The organism is Shinella curvata (genome assembly GCF_022899935.1).
GTDB classification, from domain to species: Bacteria; Pseudomonadota; Alphaproteobacteria; order Rhizobiales; family Rhizobiaceae; genus Shinella; species Shinella curvata.
This window is the reverse complement of record NZ_JALJCJ010000003.1, coordinates 125,578-144,392: the sequence shown is the minus strand read 5'-3', so window position 1 is coordinate 144,392 and position 18,815 is coordinate 125,578. Positions and strand designations below refer to the sequence as shown.

General features: G+C 63.0%; 19 protein-coding genes. 13 read left to right on the top strand and 6 right to left on the bottom strand.

Features of this window, described 5'->3' with window-relative positions:
• Positions 1-51: 51 nt before the first annotated feature.
• Positions 52-393: a DUF6665 family protein gene (locus MUU55_RS12230; RefSeq protein WP_244761044.1), complete on the top strand. Its 342-nt coding sequence runs from the start codon at positions 52-54 to the stop codon at positions 391-393.
• Here MUU55_RS12230 and MUU55_RS12225 read toward each other — a convergent pair.
• Genes MUU55_RS12225 through MUU55_RS12215 form a run of 3 tightly spaced genes read right to left on the bottom strand, consistent with a single transcriptional unit; the run spans position 390 to position 3,203 of the window.
• Positions 390-1,640: a hypothetical protein gene (locus tag MUU55_RS12225; protein ID WP_244761043.1), complete on the bottom strand. Its 1,251-nt coding sequence runs from the start codon at positions 1,638-1,640 to the stop codon at positions 390-392. The two genes, MUU55_RS12230 and MUU55_RS12225, sit on opposite strands and share 4 nt — an antisense overlap.
• A 55-nt stretch (positions 1,641-1,695) precedes the next feature.
• Entirely contained in the window at positions 1,696-2,532 is an 837-nt protein-coding gene (locus tag MUU55_RS12220) for a DUF817 domain-containing protein (protein WP_280518955.1), read from the bottom strand.
• 44 nt (positions 2,533-2,576) lie between these two features.
• Positions 2,577-3,203, bottom strand: a complete 627-nt coding sequence (locus MUU55_RS12215; RefSeq protein ID WP_244761041.1) for a ribonuclease D — start codon at positions 3,201-3,203, stop codon at positions 2,577-2,579.
• Between the two features lie 108 nt (positions 3,204-3,311).
• Here MUU55_RS12215 and MUU55_RS12210 point away from each other — a divergent pair, with 108 nt between their 5' ends.
• Together MUU55_RS12210 and MUU55_RS12205 are read left to right on the top strand one after the other, a co-directional pair.
• The gene (locus MUU55_RS12210) at positions 3,312-3,596 is read left to right on the top strand and encodes a hypothetical protein (RefSeq protein ID WP_244761040.1); all 285 of its coding nucleotides are present in this window, start codon (positions 3,312-3,314) and stop codon (positions 3,594-3,596) included.
• A 55-nt stretch (positions 3,597-3,651) separates the two neighbouring features.
• Positions 3,652-4,683 carry a hydroxyacid dehydrogenase gene (locus tag MUU55_RS12205; RefSeq protein WP_244761039.1) on the top strand — a complete coding sequence of 344 codons (1,032 nt, stop codon included), beginning with the start codon at positions 3,652-3,654 and terminating at the stop codon, positions 4,681-4,683.
• A 56-nt stretch (positions 4,684-4,739) separates the two neighbouring features.
• On the opposite strand, the gene MUU55_RS12200 is transcribed toward MUU55_RS12205, so the two are convergent.
• The 3 genes from MUU55_RS12200 to MUU55_RS12190 all read right to left on the bottom strand — a co-directional run bounded on the left by MUU55_RS12200 (position 4,740) and on the right by MUU55_RS12190 (position 8,490).
• Positions 4,740-4,994 (bottom strand): GlsB/YeaQ/YmgE family stress response membrane protein, encoded by a 255-nt coding sequence (locus MUU55_RS12200; protein WP_244761038.1) that lies wholly within the window; start codon positions 4,992-4,994, stop codon positions 4,740-4,742.
• A gap of 95 nt (positions 4,995-5,089) precedes the next feature.
• Positions 5,090-6,382, bottom strand: a complete 1,293-nt coding sequence (gene rhaI, locus MUU55_RS12195) for an L-rhamnose catabolism isomerase (protein ID WP_425314168.1) — start codon at positions 6,380-6,382, stop codon at positions 5,090-5,092.
• A gap of 8 nt (positions 6,383-6,390) precedes the next feature.
• Positions 6,391-8,490 (bottom strand): bifunctional rhamnulose-1-phosphate aldolase/short-chain dehydrogenase, encoded by a 2,100-nt coding sequence (locus MUU55_RS12190; protein WP_244761037.1) that lies wholly within the window; start codon positions 8,488-8,490, stop codon positions 6,391-6,393.
• 201 nt (positions 8,491-8,691) lie between these two features.
• Here MUU55_RS12190 and MUU55_RS12185 point away from each other — a divergent pair, with 201 nt between their 5' ends.
• The 10 genes from MUU55_RS12185 to cheY1 all read left to right on the top strand — a co-directional run bounded on the left by MUU55_RS12185 (position 8,692) and on the right by cheY1 (position 18,811).
• Positions 8,692-9,504, top strand: a complete 813-nt coding sequence (locus MUU55_RS12185; RefSeq protein ID WP_244761036.1) for a DeoR/GlpR family DNA-binding transcription regulator — start codon at positions 8,692-8,694, stop codon at positions 9,502-9,504.
• A 36-nt stretch (positions 9,505-9,540) separates the two neighbouring features.
• Positions 9,541-10,527, top strand: coding sequence for a rhamnose ABC transporter substrate-binding protein (rhaS, locus tag MUU55_RS12180; protein WP_244761035.1), 987 nt, complete (start codon positions 9,541-9,543; stop codon positions 10,525-10,527).
• A gap of 111 nt (positions 10,528-10,638) precedes the next feature.
• Complete coding sequence (locus tag MUU55_RS12175) at positions 10,639-12,174, top strand: sugar ABC transporter ATP-binding protein (protein WP_244761034.1); 1,536 nt, start codon at positions 10,639-10,641, stop codon at positions 12,172-12,174.
• Positions 12,171-13,157, top strand: coding sequence for an ABC transporter permease (locus MUU55_RS12170; protein WP_244761033.1), 987 nt, complete (start codon positions 12,171-12,173; stop codon positions 13,155-13,157). The genes MUU55_RS12175 and MUU55_RS12170 overlap by 4 nt, the downstream gene beginning before the upstream one ends.
• Positions 13,150-14,154 carry an ABC transporter permease gene (locus MUU55_RS12165; protein ID WP_244761032.1) on the top strand — a complete coding sequence of 335 codons (1,005 nt, stop codon included), beginning with the start codon at positions 13,150-13,152 and terminating at the stop codon, positions 14,152-14,154. Before MUU55_RS12170 ends, MUU55_RS12165 begins: the two co-directional genes overlap by 8 nt.
• Before the next feature lie 3 nt (positions 14,155-14,157).
• Positions 14,158-14,472: an L-rhamnose mutarotase gene (gene rhaM / locus MUU55_RS12160; RefSeq protein ID WP_244761031.1), complete on the top strand. Its 315-nt coding sequence runs from the start codon at positions 14,158-14,160 to the stop codon at positions 14,470-14,472.
• 4 nt (positions 14,473-14,476) lie between these two features.
• Entirely contained in the window at positions 14,477-15,838 is a 1,362-nt protein-coding gene (locus tag MUU55_RS12155; protein WP_244761030.1) for an FGGY-family carbohydrate kinase, read from the top strand.
• Positions 15,839-16,391: 553 nt separating this feature from the next.
• Positions 16,392-17,990 (top strand): globin-coupled sensor protein, encoded by a 1,599-nt coding sequence (locus MUU55_RS12150; RefSeq protein WP_244761545.1) that lies wholly within the window; start codon positions 16,392-16,394, stop codon positions 17,988-17,990.
• Between the two features lie 159 nt (positions 17,991-18,149).
• Positions 18,150-18,449 carry an STAS domain-containing protein gene (locus MUU55_RS12145; RefSeq protein WP_244761029.1) on the top strand — a complete coding sequence of 100 codons (300 nt, stop codon included), beginning with the start codon at positions 18,150-18,152 and terminating at the stop codon, positions 18,447-18,449.
• Entirely contained in the window at positions 18,446-18,811 is a 366-nt protein-coding gene (cheY1, locus tag MUU55_RS12140) for a chemotaxis response regulator CheY1 (protein WP_117368143.1), read from the top strand. Before MUU55_RS12145 ends, cheY1 begins: the two co-directional genes overlap by 4 nt.
• Positions 18,812-18,815: the final 4 nt, after the last annotated feature.

The following is an 18,815-nucleotide window of genomic DNA, read 5'->3' as shown; positions in this document are numbered from 1 at the left end:
TGCCGTCGGGCGTCTGCCGTTCCATCTTGGAGTTCTGACAGGAGACGAGAGATGACGGTACGCCCGCCGCAGGCGCTCACCCCCGCCTTCACCAAGGAAACGGGGCTCAACATCCTCGAATACGAGCTGATGTCGGAACGGGCGGATGCGCTCGGCCGGCACGGGCTGAAGGTCGAGAAGGCGATCGCGCTCCTCTCGGAGCGTCTCGCCACGGGCTGCGGCGACGCGGAGCGCGAAGACCTGCTGAACGACGCAGCCGACAAGGTCTGGGCCTTCTTTATCCAGCGCGAGATGTGCGGTCTGCGCAGCCAGAAGGATGCGATCCGACGCTATGGTATTCCGCCGGAGGTGATCGCACGGCTCGGTATCATCAGGAAGAAGCCCGAAGCTTAAGCCACGAGCTGGCGCGTGATGAGGTCGTAGATCCCGTTGTCGTCGACGCGCAGCGCAAAGATCTCGTTCTTGGCTTCCTCTCGCTCGTCCTTCTCCTTCGTGCCGGCGGCATCGAGATTGCGCACGGCTTCGCCCGTCGTTTCCGCAGGCGCGCCCTTGTGCTCGAGAAGCGTGTCGTCCGGTTTCGTTTTCGCCTTTTCAATCGCCTTGGTTGCCTCGGCGCCGGAGGCGAGGAGCTGGATCGTATCGACAGCATCCTGTGACGGTTCGGTCCCGCTCTTGCCGTCCGTCTTGTCCTTGGCGGCCTCCTCATGGGCGCGGCCAACGGCGTCCTGAAGATCCTGTACGTCTTCGAGTTTTTCGCCCGCCTCGAGTTTCTGGATCGTCTCTTCGCGTTCCTTGCGCGTCTCCGTATCCTCGACGCGGGTCGGATCGCGCTTGGTGCGCTCGAGCTTCAGTTCCTCGATCGTCTTGGGATTCGCGGTGTCTTCCAGACGCGCGAGCACCTTCTGCATTTCCGGCGTCAGTGCCTTTTCGTCCTTGGCTTTCTCGGCCAGCGCATCCTTAACCCGTTCGGCTTCAGTGCCGTAGGGATTGCGGATCGCCGCCACGAGATCGCTGGCGCGAAGGCCGAGGTCGGTAAGGCCGGTCTTTTTCTCGATTGCGGCGGTATCCGCCGGCAGCTCCCCGCGTTGGCGGCTCAGCATGGCGGAGAGGCGCAGCTCGTAATCCGCGTCGGCCTCGTCTTCGCCCTGGGTCACGTTCGTGGCCAGCGCAAGGCGCGCGACAAGATTGGCGCTCGCATCGTCGGAGGGACCGCTCATCGCCTGCTTGACGGCATCAAGCGTCGTGCCGAGAGCGCCGAGCGAAACGCTGAGTTCGCTGCCCTTCGAGGGAAGGCCGACGGCCTCGACAAGGGTCAGCTGGTCGGCAAGCCGCTGGGCGAAACTGCGTGCCGTTTCCCCTTCCATCTGCGCGATGCCAAGCGCATCGGAAAAGCGGGAGATCAGTTTGGCAAGCGTATCGCCATCCTGGATGCTGTTGCCGAAGAAATGTTCGTTGATGCGGGCATTGGCCTGACGTGCAGCATTATCAGGGCGCAGATGCGCCTGTTGAAGAACATCGTCCTTCTTGCGGCCGCTGGCCTTTTCCGCCTCCTCGCGCTGACGGTCCTCGATCGTCGTGACGATCGATTGCAGTGCCGAAACGGCGGCGGTGGACTGCGCGCTCTGCAGGGGTGTCAACATGATGGCAACCTCCAGACTCGGCCTGAAGGATAGCCGTCGGCCCGTTAACCGAGCGTTAAGCCTGCACCTGTCGGATTTCGGGGGCGCCCGGCGGCCGCGGCCGGCAGACGATCGTCACCAGCACGAAGCTGACATAGAGCAGCAGATACCACGAACCGAGCTTTGTGAAGGGCACCATGTGCCAGGTCCGCTGACCGGGATAAAGCCAGACGCCCGTCGCCGTGCCGATGTTTTCGGCGATCCAGAGGAAGATGCTGGTGAAGAAGGCGGCGAGCAGGAGCGGCATCCAGCGGGGTGTCGTTTCCACCGTGTAGTAGATGCGCACCCGCCCGAAGAGCAGGACGGTCGCCGCAAAGAGCACGATGCGGATGTCGGGCAGATAGTGGTGCGCGTAGAAATTGGCGTAGATCGCGAGCGCCAGCAAAGCCGTCGTCCAAAACGGCGGATAGTGGGTGAAGCGCATGTCGAAGATACGGATGGCGCGCGCCATGTAGCTGCCGACCGAGGCATACATGAAGCCGGAAAACAGCGGCACGCCGCCGATGCGAAACAGCGCGTCCTCCGGATAGGTCCAAGAGCCCATATGGACCTTGAAGACCTCCATCGCCGTGCCGACGAGATGGTAGATGAGAATGACCTTCGCTTCCTCCAGGGTCTCCATCTTCAGTGCCAGGAACGTGATCTGAATGGCAAGCGCCATCAGGAACAGCACGTCATAACGGTGGAGTGGCCAGTCCGGCTGCCAGACCAGCTTCGTGAGGATGATGAGGCCGAGCATGAGCCCGCCGAAGAGGCAGGCCCAAGCCTGTTTCAGCCCGAACAGGATGAATTCCGAAAGACCCGGCGGAAGGGCTGCGAGCCGACTGCGGATCAGCCGGCGTAAAGGCTCCAGCGTCGGCCCGGTCTGGTGCTGGCGTCCGTTCTGCACGCGAAAACTCAGCTATGGGCGAAGATGTCGGTCTCTTCCCAGCCGATGAGATCGAGCTTGGCGCGGGTCGGCAGGAAGGCGAAGCAGGCTTCCGCATGAGCAAGCCGGCCGTCGCGTACGAGCCGGGCCGTCAGCTTGTCGCGCAGGGCGTGGAGATGCAGAACGTCCGATGCGGCATATTCGAGCTGTGCCGGAGAGAGGGTTTCTGCCGCCCAGTCGGACGATTGCTGATGCTTGGAAATGTCGACGTCGAGCATTTCCTTGAGGTTGTCCTTCAGACCGTGCCTGTCGGTATAGGTCCGCGTCAGGCGCGAGGCGATCTTGGTGCAGAAGACCGGCGTCGTGGTGACGCCGAACGTGTGGAAGAGTACCGCGATATCGAAACGGCCATAATGGAAGATTTTCTCGCGGCTCGGATCCTCAAGCATTGCAACGAGATTTGGGGCCTGCCTCTGGCCGGCGGCGATGCGGATGACATCGGCAGAACCGTCGCCCGGTGAAAGCTGCACGACGCAGAGCCGGTCGCGGCGCGGAATGAGGCCCAGCGTTTCGGTGTCGATGGCGATCGCTCCGGTGTAGCGGGCTGCGTCGGCCGCCGAGATGTCGCCTTCGTGATACCGGATTGCACTTGCCATGAAAAACCCCATCTAAGCTGTCGGAATATCCGCAGGCCTATAGCGCATGTCTTGGGCCAGCGGTATCTCTTTATGAATTGCGAAAGGCCGGCTCAGCCGGGAAAGACGATGAAAACACGAGCCACCCTTTTCCTTCTGGCTTTTCTGGCGTCCGCTGCGGGCGCGCAGGCGCAGGCTTTCAAGGACCTGCCGGGCGTGGCACCGAGTGATGCCACCGATGAATACAGGCACAGCGGGCGGGTGGTGTGCGAGCAGACGGTCGGTGCCTCGCGCAGCCGCGACAACCGCTGGATACCGCGCAACATCTATGTCTGCGAACAAAACGGCGTGACCGCAAGCGGCACCTATCTCCCGCCGTCGAGCATCCGCGCGCTGCGCGGCCTCGGCTACTAGTCGCAAGCCTCCGGCGACCATGCTACCACGTCGTGGAAGCATATCCGGAGGAGCCATGACCGATACAGCCCTGCCACTGGTGATCAGCGCGCCCGAACCGCGCTCGCTCGATCTGATTTTCACGCCGCAGACCGAGGCGGAACTGCGCCGGACTTACCGGATCGTCGAAGCCGATCCTGACGATATCGCCGGCCTTGGCGAGGATGTTCTCTCCAGGGCGCGCTACATTCTCGGCCAGCCGCCGCTTTCGGCGGAAACGTTGGGTCGCATGCCCAATCTGCGCGCCATCCTGAATGTCGAGAGCAACCTGCTCAACAACATGCCCTACGAGATCCTGTTTGCGCGCGGCATCCATGTCGTGACGACCGGACAGGTCTTTGCCGAGCCCGTCGCCGAACTGGGTCTTGCCATGGCGTTGAACCTTGCGCGCGGCGTTATCGATGCGGATGTCGCTTTCCGCGAGGGGCGCGAGCTCTGGGGCGGAGAGGGCAACACGTCGGCGCGCCTGCTCTCGGGTTCCGAGATCGGCATCGTCGGCTTCGGCGATCTCGGCCGCGCGCTCAACCGCGTTCTCTCCGGCTTTCGTGCGAAAATTCGCGTCTTCGATCCCTGGTTGCCGCCTTCGATCCTGCGCGAGGCGGGCGTCGAGCCGGCTTCGCTTTCGGAGGTGTTGGGAATGAGCGATTTCGTCTTTGTCGTCGCGGCGGTGACGAGCGAGAACAAATCCTTCCTCGGAGCCGAGGCCTTTGCCTCCATGCGCAAAGGCGCTGCCTTCATCCTGCTCAGCCGGGCTGATGTCGTGGATTTCCCGGCGCTGATGGACGCAGTCGGGCGTGGCCATATCGTGGCGGCGAGCGATGTCTATCCCGAAGAGCCGCTGCCGGCGGATCATGCGGTCCGCAAGCTTGATGGCTTCGTGCGCTCAGCCCACCGCGCCGGCGCGCTCGACAGCGCGTTCAAGAAGATGGGCGAGATGGTGCTGGAGGATATGGCGCTGATGGATCGCGGCCTGCCGCCTATGCGCTGCAAGCGGGCGGAGCGAGAGACGGTTTCGCGCATGCGCTCGAAGCCGATCAGCGTCAACTGAAGCAAACGGCCGTGGCAGCCACCCGCCACGGCCTTTCGGTTTTCAGGCGCGTGAAATCAGGCGCGTTTGATGACCTTGATGAGCACGAGCAGGATCACGGCGCCGATCGTGGAATGCAGGATCGCGGCGACGATGCCACTGCCGAGGCTGATGCCGATGGCGGGAAAGAGGAAACCGGCGATGAACGCGCCGACGATGCCGACGACGATGTTGCCGACGAGGCCGAAGCCGAAGCCCGAAACGATGAGGCCCGCAAGCCAGCCGGCAATGGCGCCGACGATGAGGAAAACGAGAATGCTTTCAATGCCCATAATGTGCTCCCTTGTGACAGTCTCATTCTGTCAAAGCTGAATGTGGCAGGCGTTGCCGGGAAAGCAAGAGGGTATTGAAAGCATCTTGTGGCGGCTTAGACGATGCCGCCACCGCCGCTTGCAACCGCCGGGCGCTCACCCGTGACCTTTGCGCGGTAACCGGCCGCGCGGTAGGTCGCGACCGGGTCGATCGCCCCGCCGGATTCCATCCGCGCCATGGCGAGGATCGGCTCGACATCCGTGCGGAAACCGACCTTCAGCGTTTCCGAAGCCATCAGCGCGTCGTTGCCGTCCTGATAGCCGGCAAGCGCCGCGCGGTCGACGATGAGGCCTTGCGCATAGGCGCGGCAGACTTCCGTGGCGCTGCGCATCAGGCTTTCGATCGGGTCAGTCACATTGTGGCTCTGGTCGAGCATATGCGCCGGCGCAAAACCCTCGGCCTTGCGCATTTCCGCATCGACGAGCTCGTTGAAGACGAGGAACAGACGGTAAGGATCGATCGAACCGGTATCGAGGTCGTCGTCACCATATTTCGAATCGTTGAAGTGGAAACCGCCGAGCTTCTTGAACTGGATGAGCCTTGCGACGATCATTTCGATATTGACGTTCGGCGCATGGTGGCCGAGATCGACGAGGCAATAGGCCTTCGGGCCGAGTTCCTGGGCGATCAGATAATTTGTGCCCCAATCCTGCACGACCGTCGAATAGAAGGCTGGTTCGTACATCTTGTGCTCGGTGAAGAGCCGCCAGTCGTCCGGCAGGCCCTTGTAGATCGCCTTCATCGCATCGAGATAGCGCTCGAAGCTCTTGGTGAAATTCGCCTGCCCGGGGAAGTTGGTGCCGTCGCCGATCCACACGGTCAGCGCCTTGGAGCCGAGCGCGTTGCCGATGGCGATGCATTCCAGATTGTGCTCGACGGCCTGCTGGCGCGTGCCGGCGCTGGCGTGCGAGAGCGAGCCGTATTTGTAGGAATGCTCCTGCTGCGGCGCGTCGGAGAAGGTGTTGGAGTTCATCGCGTCGAAGCCGAGGCCAAGCGCCGCTCCGCGTTCCTTCAACTCCTTCAGATCCGAAACCTTGTCCCAGGGAATATGCAGCGAGACGGTCGGCGTCGCGCGCGTCAGTTCCTGGATGACGGCGCAGTCCTCCAGCTTGTCGTAGATGTTGCGCGGCTCGCCATCGCCGGGGAAGCGGGCAAAGCGCGTGCCGCCGGTGCCGACACCCCAGGAGGGCACGGCGACCGCATAGGCCGCGACCTTGGTCTTCACCGCATCGATATCGACGCCGCGGCGGGCAAGCTGTGCGCCGAGATGCTCGTAGTCGCTTTTCAGGTCAGCGACCCGTTTGTCGTTTTCGTGCGCCACCACATCCTTGGAAATCATCGTCATCAAGAAATTCCTCAGCGGGTAAAGGACTGGGCATTGCCCGCGTCGACATTGACGATGTTGCCGGTCGATTTGGCCGACATGTCGGAGGCGAGGAAGTAGATGGCCTCGGCGATATCCTCCGGGAAGACCGAGAGTTTCAGCATGGAGCGTTCGCGGTAAAGCGCCTCCAGGCCCTCCGTGTCGGTCTTGTAGATCGCCGCGCGCTGTTCCTTCCACTCGCCGGTCCAGATCTTCGAGCCGCGCAGCACGGCATCCGGGTTCACAACGTTGACGCGGATCTGCTCGGAGGCGCCCTCGAGTGCGAGGCACCGGGCAAGATGGATTTCGGCAGCCTTCGCCGTGCAATAGGCCGATGCGCCGGGGGAGGCGGCAAGGCCGTTCTTGGAGGCAACGAAGACGACGTTGCCGCCTGCCTTCTGGCGGCGAAAGATGCGGAAGGCTTCGCGCGAGACGAGGAAGTAGCCCGTCGCGAGAATACCGATATTCTTGTTCCACAGCTCGAGCGTCGTGTCCTCGATGACGGCGGAAGAAGCAAGGCCCGCATTGGAAACGAGAATGTCGAGGCCGCCAAATTCGACCAGCGTATCGGCAAAGCTTTTTGCGACCAGCGCCTCGTCGGTGACGTTCATGGTGACCGAGCGCACGACATCCTTGCCATAACGGCCGGCAAGCTCGCTCTGTGCCTCGGCGAGGGCGGCCTCGTCGATATCTGCGAGCACCACGCAGGCGCCCTCCGCCATCAGCCGGTTCGCCGTCGCCTTGCCGATGCCGCCAGCGCCGCCGGTGACCAGCGCGATACGGCCGGCGAGGCTCTTCGGCTTCGGCATGCGCTGGAGCTTTGCTTCCTCCAGCAGCCAGTATTCGATGTCGAAGGCTTCCTGCTCCGGCAGGCCGACATAGTCCGAAACGCCCGAAGCGCCGCGCATGACATTGATGGCGTTGACGTAGAACTCGCCGGAGATGCGGGCCGTCGCCTTGTCCTTGGCGAAGGTGATCATGCCGACGCCCGGCACGAGATAGACGACCGCATTGGGGTCGCGCATGGCGGGGCTGTTGGCACGTTTGCAGCGTTCGTAATAGGCGGCATAGTCGGCGCGGTAGGCGGCGACGGCCTCGTCGAGACCGGCCAGCGTCTTGTCGACATCAGGATTGGCCGGATCGAAATCGACGACGAGCGGCCGGATTTTCGTGCGCAAAAAGTGGTCCGGGCAGCTGGTGCCAAGGGCGGCGAGCGGGGCAAGGTCCTTCGCCGTAACGAAATCCAGCACGGCGCTGCTGTCGTCGAAATGGCCGACCTTTTTCTCATCCTTGCTGATCATGCCGCGAATGACCGGCATCAGCTTTTCGGCAACCGCACGGCGCTCGGCGGGTGCCAGAACCGGCTTCACCGCACCACCGAAGGCCGGGGCCGTGTTGTTGCCCTCGAACCAGGCAATGGCCTTGTTGATGATCTCGACCGTCGTCTCGTAGCATTCCTTCGCCGTATCACCCCAGGTGAAGAGACCGTGGCTCTCCAGCACGAGGCCGCGCGCACCAGGGTTTTCCAGGCAGAACTTTTCGAGCCACAGGCCCAGTTCGTAACCGGGGCGCTTCCAGGGTAGCCAGCCGATATCGTCGCCGAAAATCTGCTGGGTCAGCTCGCGGGAGTTCTTCGCGGCAGCAATCGCGATGATCGCGTCGGGATGCATGTGGTCGACATGCTTCTTCGGCACATAGGCGTGCAGCGGCGTGTCGATGGAGGCGGCGCGCGGGTTGAGGTTGAAGGTGCAGTGGGGAAGATAGCCCACCATTTCATCCTCATGCTCGAGGCCGCGATAGAGGCCCTTCAGCGCGTTCAGCTTGTCCATGTAGAGCGTGGCAAAGCCGTCCATCTTGATCGTGCCGACATCGCCGCCGGAGCCCTTGACCCAGAGAACCTCGACATTGCCGGCGCCGAGCGGGTCCTTCTCGATAACCTTCGCCGAGGTATTGCCGCCGCCGTAATTGGTGATGCGCTTGTCGGAGCCGAGCAGGTTGGAGCGATAGAGCAGGCGCTCGGGCTCGCTCATGGCGGATGCCTTGGCGTCATCCCACAGGTTTGCAAGGCGTGCGCCCTGGTTCTTGTCCAGCATCGGCATTTCCTCCCGGTATTTTCTCGTGGCAGCACCTATCGTGGCGCTCGACGGCATGCTTTCAGATCACACGGGATTTTTGCCGATGTCAATCATAAACAATCAAAAACAATCATATTGCACTGCACAATGAAAAAATATGATTGATTGTGATTGACAATGCGCGATCCTGATGGAAGCATTGCGAGCACTGGAGGAGCCATGCACGAGAAGGAAAGACATCGGATCATTCTGTCCGCGGTTCAGGAAAAGCCTGTTGTAACCGTGCCCGAGCTTGTGGATCTGACGGACAGCTCCGAGGCGACGATCCGGCGCGATATCGCGGCGCTGCATGTGCAGAAGAAGCTGCGCCGGGTGCGCGGCGGGGCGGAAGCGCTGCATCCCCCGCAGTTCGTCGGACTTGCCGGCCGGCCCTTCACGGTCAACGAGACGCTGAACACCCGCCAGAAGCAGGCGATCGCCAAGGAGGCGGTGGCGCTGTGCGAGGATGGCGATCCGATCATCATCAACGGCGGTACGACCACCTTCCAGATGGTGCATTTCCTGACCAACCGCCGCATGCAGGTCTTCACCAATTCGTTCAACATCGCCGAGCACCTGCTGAAGCATTCGAAGAACACGATCATGCTGTCCGGCGGCACGATCTACCGCGAGCAGAACATCGTGCTCAGCCCCTTCGACAATGACGTGACGCGCAATTTCTATGCGCGCCGCATGTTCATGGGCGCGCAGGGCATCGGCCCGCTCGGCTTGATGGAGGCCGATCCGTTGCTCATCCAGGCCGAACAGAAGCTGATCGACCAGGCCGACGAGCTCGTCGTGCTGGTCGATTCCACCAAATTCCGCAAGCGCTCCAGCCTCATTCTCTGCGGCCTGAAGCGCATTGCCACCGTCATCACGGATTCGGGCATCGAGGACAGGGACGCCGCGATGCTGGAGGAGGCCGGTGTCAACTTGATCGTCGCGAACGTTCAGGCGGGCGCCAAATCGGAGACTGCATCCTCATCGGCATGAGGCCGGAGGGTTGATTTTTCACTGGGAGGAAATGACGTGAAAATTCTGAAAACCTTGCTCGTGACGGCGGCCATTTCGGTCGCGATGATGGCGACCGCGCAGGCGGAAACCAAGAAGATCGCGCTTGTCGTGAAGGCGCTCGGCATCGGCTTCTTCGAAGCCGCCAACAAGGGCGCGCAGGAAGCTGCCAAGGAACTCGGCGATGTCGAGGTCATCTATACCGGCCCGACGACGACGACCGCCGAAGGCCAGATCGAGGTGATCAATTCGCTGATCGCCCAGAAGGTCGACGCCATCGCCGTTTCGGCAAACGACACCAACGCGCTGGTACCGGCCCTGAAGAAGGCCATGGACCGCGGCATCAAGGTCATCTCCTGGGATTCGGGCGTCGCCCCTGAGGGCCGCCTGATGCATCTTAACCCGTCGTCGAATCCGCTGATCGGTAACATGATCATCAAGCTCGCTGCCGACAACCTGCCGGAAGGCGGCGACGTCGCCGTGCTCTCGGCCACGGCCACCTCGACCAACCAGAACGTCTGGATCGAGGAAATGAACAAGGTGCTGGGCAACTACAAGGGCATCAATGTCGTGGCGACCGTCTATGGCGACGACCTTGCCGACAAGTCCTACCGTGAGACGCAGGGCCTCATCCAGTCGCATCCGAACCTGAAGGCGATCATCGCGCCGACCTCCGTCGGCATTGTCGCCGCCGCGCAGGCCGTCACCGATGCCGGCAAGATCGGCCAGATCAACGTCACCGGCCTCGGCCTTCCCTCGGAAATGGCCGGCCATGTGAAGTCGGGCGCCTCCAAGTCCTTCGCGATCTGGAACCCGATCGACCTCGGCTACTCTGCAACGATGATCGCCAACGACCTGATCGGCGGCGCGGAAGCAAAGCCGGGTGCAGAACTGAAGATGGGTCGCATGGGCACCGTCAAGCTCGACGACAAGAACGAAGGCGCCATGGCCGATCCGTTCGTCTATGACGCCTCGAATGTCGAGGAATTCGCCAAGATCTTCTGATCTTGCGAGAAATCCGCCCCTTCCCCTCTGGGGGAGGGGCATTCCCCGTGACATGCTGAGCCTGCCCGAACCGGCCATGCCGGTGGCCGGGCAATTGCAACCGAAATTCCGGTGGACCGAGATTTGCTGCAGGACACGACCATATCGCGGACCAGGCCCGCCGTCGCGCTCGAGGGGATCTCGAAATCCTTTCCCGGTGTGCGCGCGCTGTCGGACGTTTCGCTCTCGCTCTATCCCGGCTCGGTGACGGCGCTGGTCGGCGAGAACGGGGCCGGCAAGTCGACGCTGGTGAAGATCCTCACCGGTATCTACCAGCCCGATGAGGGCACAATCCGAGTCGATGGCGCGGAAACCCATTTCCCGACCGCCAATGCCGCCGCGAAAGCCGGAGTGACGGCTATCCACCAGGAGACCGTGCTGTTCGATGAGCTCTCGGTCGCGGAAAACATCTTTCTGGGCCATGCGCCGCGCGGCAGCTTTGGCCTGATCGACTGGAAGAAGATGAACGCGGATGCCCGCGCGCTCCTGTCGCGCGTCGGCGCCGATCTCGACCCGTCGATCCGCCTGCGCGATCTCGGCATCGCCAACAAGCACCTCGTCGCCATCGCCCGCGCGCTCTCGATCGACGCCCGCGTCGTCATCATGGACGAGCCGACGGCGGCGTTGTCGCACAAGGAAATCCACGAGCTTTACGAACTGGTCGACCGGCTGAAGGCGGACGGCAAGGCGATCCTCTTCATCAGCCACAAGTTCGACGAGATTTTTCGTATCGCCGACCGCTACACCGTCTTCCGCGACGGGCGCATGGTGGGCGAGGGGCTGATCTCGGAGACCACGCAGGACGATCTGGTGCGCCAGATGGTCGGCCGCGATGTCGGGCAGGTCTTTCCCAAGCAGGAGGTCGCAATCGGCGAGCCGGTGCTGACAGTCTCCGGCTACCGCCACCCGACGGAATTCGAGGACATCAATTTCGAACTGCGCCGCGGCGAAATCCTCGGTTTCTACGGTCTCGTCGGGGCCGGCCGTTCGGAATTCATGCAGTCACTGATCGGCATCACCAAACCGTCCGCCGGCGCGATCCGGCTGGATGGTGAGGTCAAGGTCATCCGTTCGCCGGCCGAAGCCATCGAGGCGGGCATCGTCTATGTGCCGGAAGAACGCGGCCGGCAGGGGGCGATCATCGGCCTGCCGATCTTCCAGAACGTCACGCTGCCCTCGCTGTCGCGCACCTCGCGCTCCGGCTTTTTGCGCATGGCGGAGGAATTCGCTTTGGCGCGGGAATATACGGCGCGGCTCGATCTGCGTGCCGCCTCGCTTGATCAGGACGTCGGCACGCTTTCGGGCGGCAACCAGCAGAAGGTCGTCATCGCCAAGTGGCTGGCGACGCGGCCGAAGGTCATCATCCTCGACGAGCCGACCAAGGGCATCGACATCGGCTCCAAGGCCGCCGTGCATGCTTTCATGAGCGAGCTTGCCGCCTCGGGCCTCAGCGTCATCATGGTCTCCTCGGAAATCCCGGAGATCATGGGCATGGCCGACCGCGTCATCGTCATGCGCGAGGGCCGCATCGCCGGCCGCTTCGAGCGCGCGGATCTGACGGCCGAAAAACTCGTGCGCGCCGCAGCGGGCATTCAGGAGGCCGCGTGATGAAGCTTCTCCTCAAGAACCGCGAAATGCTGCTGGTCGTCGCGATTATCGCGCTGCTGGTGCTGATCGCCGTCCGCTTTCCGCCCTTCGTCGCGCCGGGCAATCTCGCCAATGTCTATAATGACACGTCGATCCTGATCATCCTGGCGCTCGGCCAGATGGCCGTCATCCTGACGCGCTGCATCGACCTGTCGATGGCCGCCAATCTCGCCCTGTCGGGCATGGCGGCGGCCATGCTGAACGCCGCCTTTCCCGGTCTGCCGGTGCCGCTGATCATCCTCGTCGCCGTCGCGCTCGGCGCGGCTCTCGGCTCGATCAACGGCCTGCTTGTCTGGAAGCTCGATATCCCGCCGATCGTCGTGACGCTCGGCACGCTCACCATCTATCGCGGCCTGATCTTCCTTCTGTCCGGCGGCGCCTGGATCAACGCGCACCAGATGAGCGATGCCTTCAAGGCCCTGCCGCGCGCTACGTTGCTCGGCTTCCCGCTGCTTTCCTGGCTGTCGCTGGTCATTATCGCGATCATGGTCGTCGTGATGCGCCGCACGCCGCTTGGCCGCGCCTTCTTTGCGCTCGGCGGCAATCCCCATGCGGCCGTCTATACCGGTATCGACGTTGGCCGCACGCGCTTCCTCGCCTATTGCCTGTCGGGCACGCTGGCCGGCCTTTCCGGTTATCTCTGGGTCTCGCGCTATGCCGTCGCCTATGTCGATATCGCTGCCGGTTTCGAGCTCGATATCATCGCGGCCTGCGTCATCGGCGGCGTGTCGATTGCTGGCGGCATCGGCTCGGTCGGCGGCGCGGTGCTCGGCGCGCTGTTCCTCGGCGTCATCAAGAACGCGCTGCCGGTCATCAACATCTCGCCCTTCGCCCAGATGGCGATCTCGGGCATGGTCATCATCATCGCCGTGGCCGTGAATGCGCGCGCCGAAAAGCGCAAGGGCCGGGTCATTCTCAGGAAAGCGGAGGCCGCCCATGGCTGACGTCCAGACGATTGCACGCCACATTCCCGACCGGCTTGAAAGCCGCGGTGCCCGCCTCATCAAAAGCTGGGAGACGCTGCTGGTCGCCGTGGCGCTGGCGATTTTCCTCGTGAACTCCTTCGCCTCGCCCTATTTCCTCGATCCGTGGAACCTGTCCGACGCGACCTTCAACTTCACCGAAAAGGCAATGATCGCCTTCGCCATGGCGCTGGTCATCATATCAGGCGAAATCGATCTCTCCGTCGCCTCGATCATCGCGCTCACCTCGACGGTGATGGGCTATGCCGTGCAGCTCGGCTTCGATACGCCCGCCTTGGTCCTGATCGGCCTTACCACCGGCCTCCTCTGCGGCGCCTTCAACGGCCTGCTCGTCACCGGTCTCGCCCTGCCCTCTATCGTCGTGACGATCGGCACGATGAGCCTCTTCCGGGGCCTGTCCTTCCTCATCCTCGGCGATCAGGCCTTCACCGGCTATCCGGCCAGTTTCTCCTGGTTCGGCCAGGGTTATGTCTGGTGGGTCTTCTCCTTCGAATTCTGCCTCTTCGTCGCACTCGCCGTTATCTACGGCATCGTTCTGCACAAGACGAATTTCGGCCGCGCCGTCTATGCCATCGGCAACAACCAGACGGCCGCGCTGTTTTCCGGCGTGCGCGTCGGCCGGGTGAAATTCGTGCTCTTCCTTTTGACCGGCCTGATGGCTGCCATCGCCTCGATCTGTCTGACGGCCCGCCTCGGCTCGACGCGCCCGTCCATCGCGCTCGGTTGGGAGCTGGAAGTGGTGACGATGGTCGTGCTTGGCGGCGTCAACATCCTCGGCGGCTCCGGCACCATTCCCGGCGTCGTTCTGGCCGCCCTCATCATGGGCATGGTGACCTTTGGCTTCGGCCTGCTCAATGTGCCCGGCATCGTCATGTCGATCTTCATTGGCCTGCTTTTGATCTCCGTCATCGCGCTGCCGATCCTCTATCGCCGCTTTCGTGGTCGCAGGAGCCATTGAGCCATGGAGAAATATGCCTTTCGCATGCGGCTCAATCCCGGCTGCGCGGTCGAATACAAAGTGCGGCACGATGCGATCTGGCCGGAACTCTCCGCGCTCCTCAAGGAGGCCGGCGTCTCCGACTACTCCATCCATCTCGACGAGGAGACGAACCTGCTCTTCGGCGTGCTCTGGCGGCGCGGCGATCACACCATGGCCGACCTGCCAGACCATCCCGTCATGAAGCGCTGGTGGGCGCATATGGCCGATATCATGCAGACGAAGCCGGACAACGAGCCTGTCGCCGTGCCGCTCCTCACCGTCTTCCATATGGATTGAGCCGATGAAGACCATTGCCGTCGTCGATATCGGCAAGACGAATGCCAAGGTCGTGCTGGTCGATGGCGAGACTTTTCGCGAGGTCGCCGCCCGCACCATGCCGAACGGGGTGGTGAACGCCGCGCCCTATCCGCATTTCGACACGGAAAAGCTCTGGGCTTTCATCATCGAGAGCCTCGCCGCGCTGAATGCGGAACGCCCGATCGATGCCATCTCCGTCACGACCCATGGCGCGACTGCGGCATTGGTCGGCGAAGACGGTGGACTTGTCCTGCCGGTGCTGGACTACGAGCATGAAGGCCCGCAGGAGGCTGCGGAAGCCTATCGAAAGATCCGCCCGCCCTTCGCCGAGAGCGGTACGCCGATCATGCCGATGGGCCTCAATGCCGGCCTGCAGATTTATTGGCAGTCGACGCGTTTCCCCGAGGCCTTCGCCAGAACGCGCCATATCCTGATGTATGCGCAATACTGGTCCTTCCGCCTGACCGGTGTGGCCGCCAGCGAAGTGACCTCGCTCGGCTGCCATGCCGATCTTTGGGAACCGCGGAACGGCCGCTTCTCCAGTCTCGTGAAAGACGAGGGCTGGACGGATATGATGCCGCCGGTGCGTAAGGCGGGTGATACGCTCGGGCCGATCCTGCCCGAAATCGCAGCGGCGGCCGGTCTTCGGCCTGACACACCGGTGTTTTGTGGCATCCACGATTCCAACGCCTCGCTTTTGCCCTATGTGCTGACGCGAAAGGCACCCTATGCGGTCGTCTCCACCGGCACCTGGGTCGTGGTCATGGCGATCGGCGCAAAGCCTGTCGCCCTGGACGAAGCACGCGATACGCTGATCAATGTCAATGCGCTCGGCGATCCCGTGCCGTCCTCCCGCTTCATGGGCGGCCGGGCCTTTTCGACGCTTGGCGGCAAGTCCGGCGATCTCCCGGCCTCCGCCATCGCCGCCGTGCTGGACCGCGACGTCATGCTGCTCCCGTCGATGCCGGAGGAGTCCGGGCCCTATCCCGGCCGCAAGGCGCGCTGGACTGTTCCGCGCGATGCCCTGAGTGACGACGAGGCGCAGGCCGTGATTGCGTTCCACCTCGCGCTGATGACCGCCACCTGCCTCGATCTCGTCGGCGCCGACGGTCCCGTCATCGTCGAGGGGCCGTTTGCGGCCAACAGGGCGTTCCTGATGATGCTGGGGGTGGCGACGGGCCGCGACGTGCTGGCCGGCGGCAGCGCCACGGGCACGAGCATCGGCGCCGCCTGCCTTGCGGCGGGATGCGCACCGGAGCCGGCATTGGTTGCGGTCACGCAAGACCTGCCGCCGGGTGCGGCTGGCTATGCGGCACGCTGGCGCGCGCTCGCCGACAAGGCGTGAGGATGATGGTCGCGGGCGGGGTTTAGAAAACCCGGGCCTTGGCCGGGGCCCGGCCGGCGTCGATATCGAGAAGCAGCGTGATGGCGGCCAGCGTTGCCGCTGCAATCACCGTGGCGCCCAATGCCAGAACAATCATTGTCCGTTCCTCCTGACATCATTGTCAGTTCATGAGGGCACCCTACGCGCGCGAGCTTGCGTGTAGCTGACGTTACGGCTGCTCGTTTAATTTTAGCGAACTCAGAAGCAAGGCATAAACTATTAACCTTCAGGCAAGGAATTAACCATAAACATTGCTCTACACGTCGGAATGGGAAATTCGCCATTTCTCACCCAGGCATGATGCCGACCCGCCGTACCGGATCAGAGCCGGTATTCGAGTTTCACAGAATTTGATCATGGATCGAAGGGTGACCGCGCCTGCGCCGGATTTTCGGCAGCGCACCGCCTCGTGAGCACGGCTTGGGTCACCAACGTCTCCTCCATGCGAAAATTCGGTCGGTCGCCCATCCGGGCAACCGGGCATCGTTGGTTTGGGAGCATACTGGTGCAGGAAATGCCGGCAGAAAACGCTCGAACGGGACAGGCAGCCAGCCTGCGCGACCGTTTGCGCTTTGCCGGTGTCGAGACAGCCCAGGGCGAAACGCTCCGCCACCATCGCCAGACGCTCGAACGGCATGTCGAAACGGCGCTTCGCGATCTCTTCCAGCGTTTCCAAACCTTTCCCGATGCCGCCCGCCACTTTCAGAGCGAGCGCCAGATCGACCGCCTGCACGACCTCCAGAGCTCCCACTGGAGCGTTCTGACCGACGCGCGTTTCGACGGCCTTTATGCCGAGCGGGTCAAGATCCTCTCCGACAGCGAAAGCCAGATGGGGCTCGACCCGCGCTGGCGCATTGCAGGCCATTCGGTCGTCGTCGAAACGGTCGTTTCCGGCCTGATCGAGGAATACTGGCCGAAATCCATCCTGCCCGGCGCCGGTAAGGCGCGCCGCAAGGAACTGACCGAGCTCGTCTCCGCCTTTATCCGCACCGCCATGGTGGATGCGGAAATCGGCGTTTCGCTGCGCTTCAACGAGTTGCGCCACGCGCATGGCCGGGCGCTGGCCGACCAGCGCCGCGAAGACCGCGCCGAACTCGACCGCGTCTTCGGCGAAACGATCCGCGGCCTATCGGCCCTCGATTTCTCCGCCCGCGTCTCCGGCGAGATGCCCGAGGCATGGCGCGATATGGCCGATACGCTGAATGGCGCGCTCGACGAAATCCAGAAGCACCTGGCCTCCGCCGCCGATCGCGCCACGGAAAGCGACCGCCTCGTCGGCACGCTTGCCTCCGGTGCTGGCAGTCTTTCGGCCCGTTCGGCCGAGCAGTCGGCGAACCTCATCGAAACCGCCAATGCACTGGGCGCCATCGTCGGTCGCGTTCGCCAGACGCTTGATGAAACCCGCAAGGCCCAGTCCGCCGCGCTTGCGACGCAGGATTCGGTGACCCAGAGCGGAAATATCGTCGGCGAGGCCATGTCGGCCATGGCCGATATCGAAGCGTCGGCGGAAAAGATCGGCCAGATCATCGGCGTGATCGACGAGATCGCCTTCCAGACCAATCTCCTGGCGCTCAATGCCGGTATCGAGGCGGCCCGCGCCGGCGACAGCGGTCGCGGCTTCGCGGTCGTCGCGCAGGAAGTGCGAGCCCTCGCTCAGCGCTCCGCGGATGCGGCGCGCGAGATCAAGCAGCTCGTCACCAGCACCAAGTCGCAGGTCGAGACCGGCGTCGAGCACGTTCATCGCACGCAGGATGCGATCGGCAACATCGTGCGCCAGGTCGAGGGCATCAACGATGCCATCACCGGCATCGTGCGCGAAAGCGCCGTCGATGCCGAAGGGCTCGATGGTGTCACAGCCGATATCGGCCGCGCCAGCCGTGCACTCGAAGCAGACGCGTCGGATGCCGGTCGCATCGGCTCCGAAGGCCACGATCTTCATACCGTCATCCTCGAACTCGGCCGCACGATCCGCGAATTCCGCGTTTCGGCGCAGCGCGAGGCCCGCCCGGTTCGCCCGGCTCCGGCAATGCCGCGTGCCGCTGTAGAGCCCCTGGCGACGGATGTCGCTCCCCTCGATTTCCTGACGGCACGCGCCGTCGGCTTTGGAGGGTGAGATGGCGACGCGGCAACCCAGACACTGGTTCTCCACGACGCGCAGCCTGGCTTCGGAAGATGGCCTGCCGCCCGCGCCGAACGGCGGAATGATGACCTCAGACAGACGCAGCCCCAGAAACGGGCTCACGAGTCCCTGGCCCACAAAAGGAACCCGGTAATGGCGAGCAAGAAAGCCGCTCAGAAAAGTTTAAGCCTTGCCCCCGTGCTCGATCTCAACGAGGCGACGGCACTGCACCAGCAGCTCATGGGCCTCAAGGGCAATCCGCTCGTTATCGACGCTTCGGCGGTCGAGCGGGTCGGTGCGCTCTGTGCCCAGGTCCTGATGGCGGGCGCCAAGAGCTGGGAGGAGGAAGGCAAGCCTTTCACCTTCGGCAAGGTTTCCGACCCTTTCATGAAGACAATGCAACTTATCGGCGTGAATATTGATCACTTGCTGGCACAGGAGGCTGGGCAATGAAGAAAAAAGTTTTGACCGTGGATGATTCCCGGACAATCCGGAACATGCTTCTCGTGACCCTCAACAATGCGGGTTTCGAGACGATCCAGGCGGAAGACGGCGTCGAGGGCCTCGAAGTCCTCGAGAATGCCAATCCCGACGTCATAGTCACCGACATCAACATGCCGCGCCTTGACGGCTTCGGCTTCATCGAAGGCGTGCGCCGCAACGAGAAGTTCCGGGCGATCCCGATCCTGGTTCTGACCACCGAAAGCGATGCCGAAAAGAAGAACCGCGCCCGTCAGGCCGGTGCGACGGGCTGGATCGTCAAGCCCTTCGATCCGACCAAGCTGATCGACGCAATCGAGCGCGTAACCGCCTAATCCC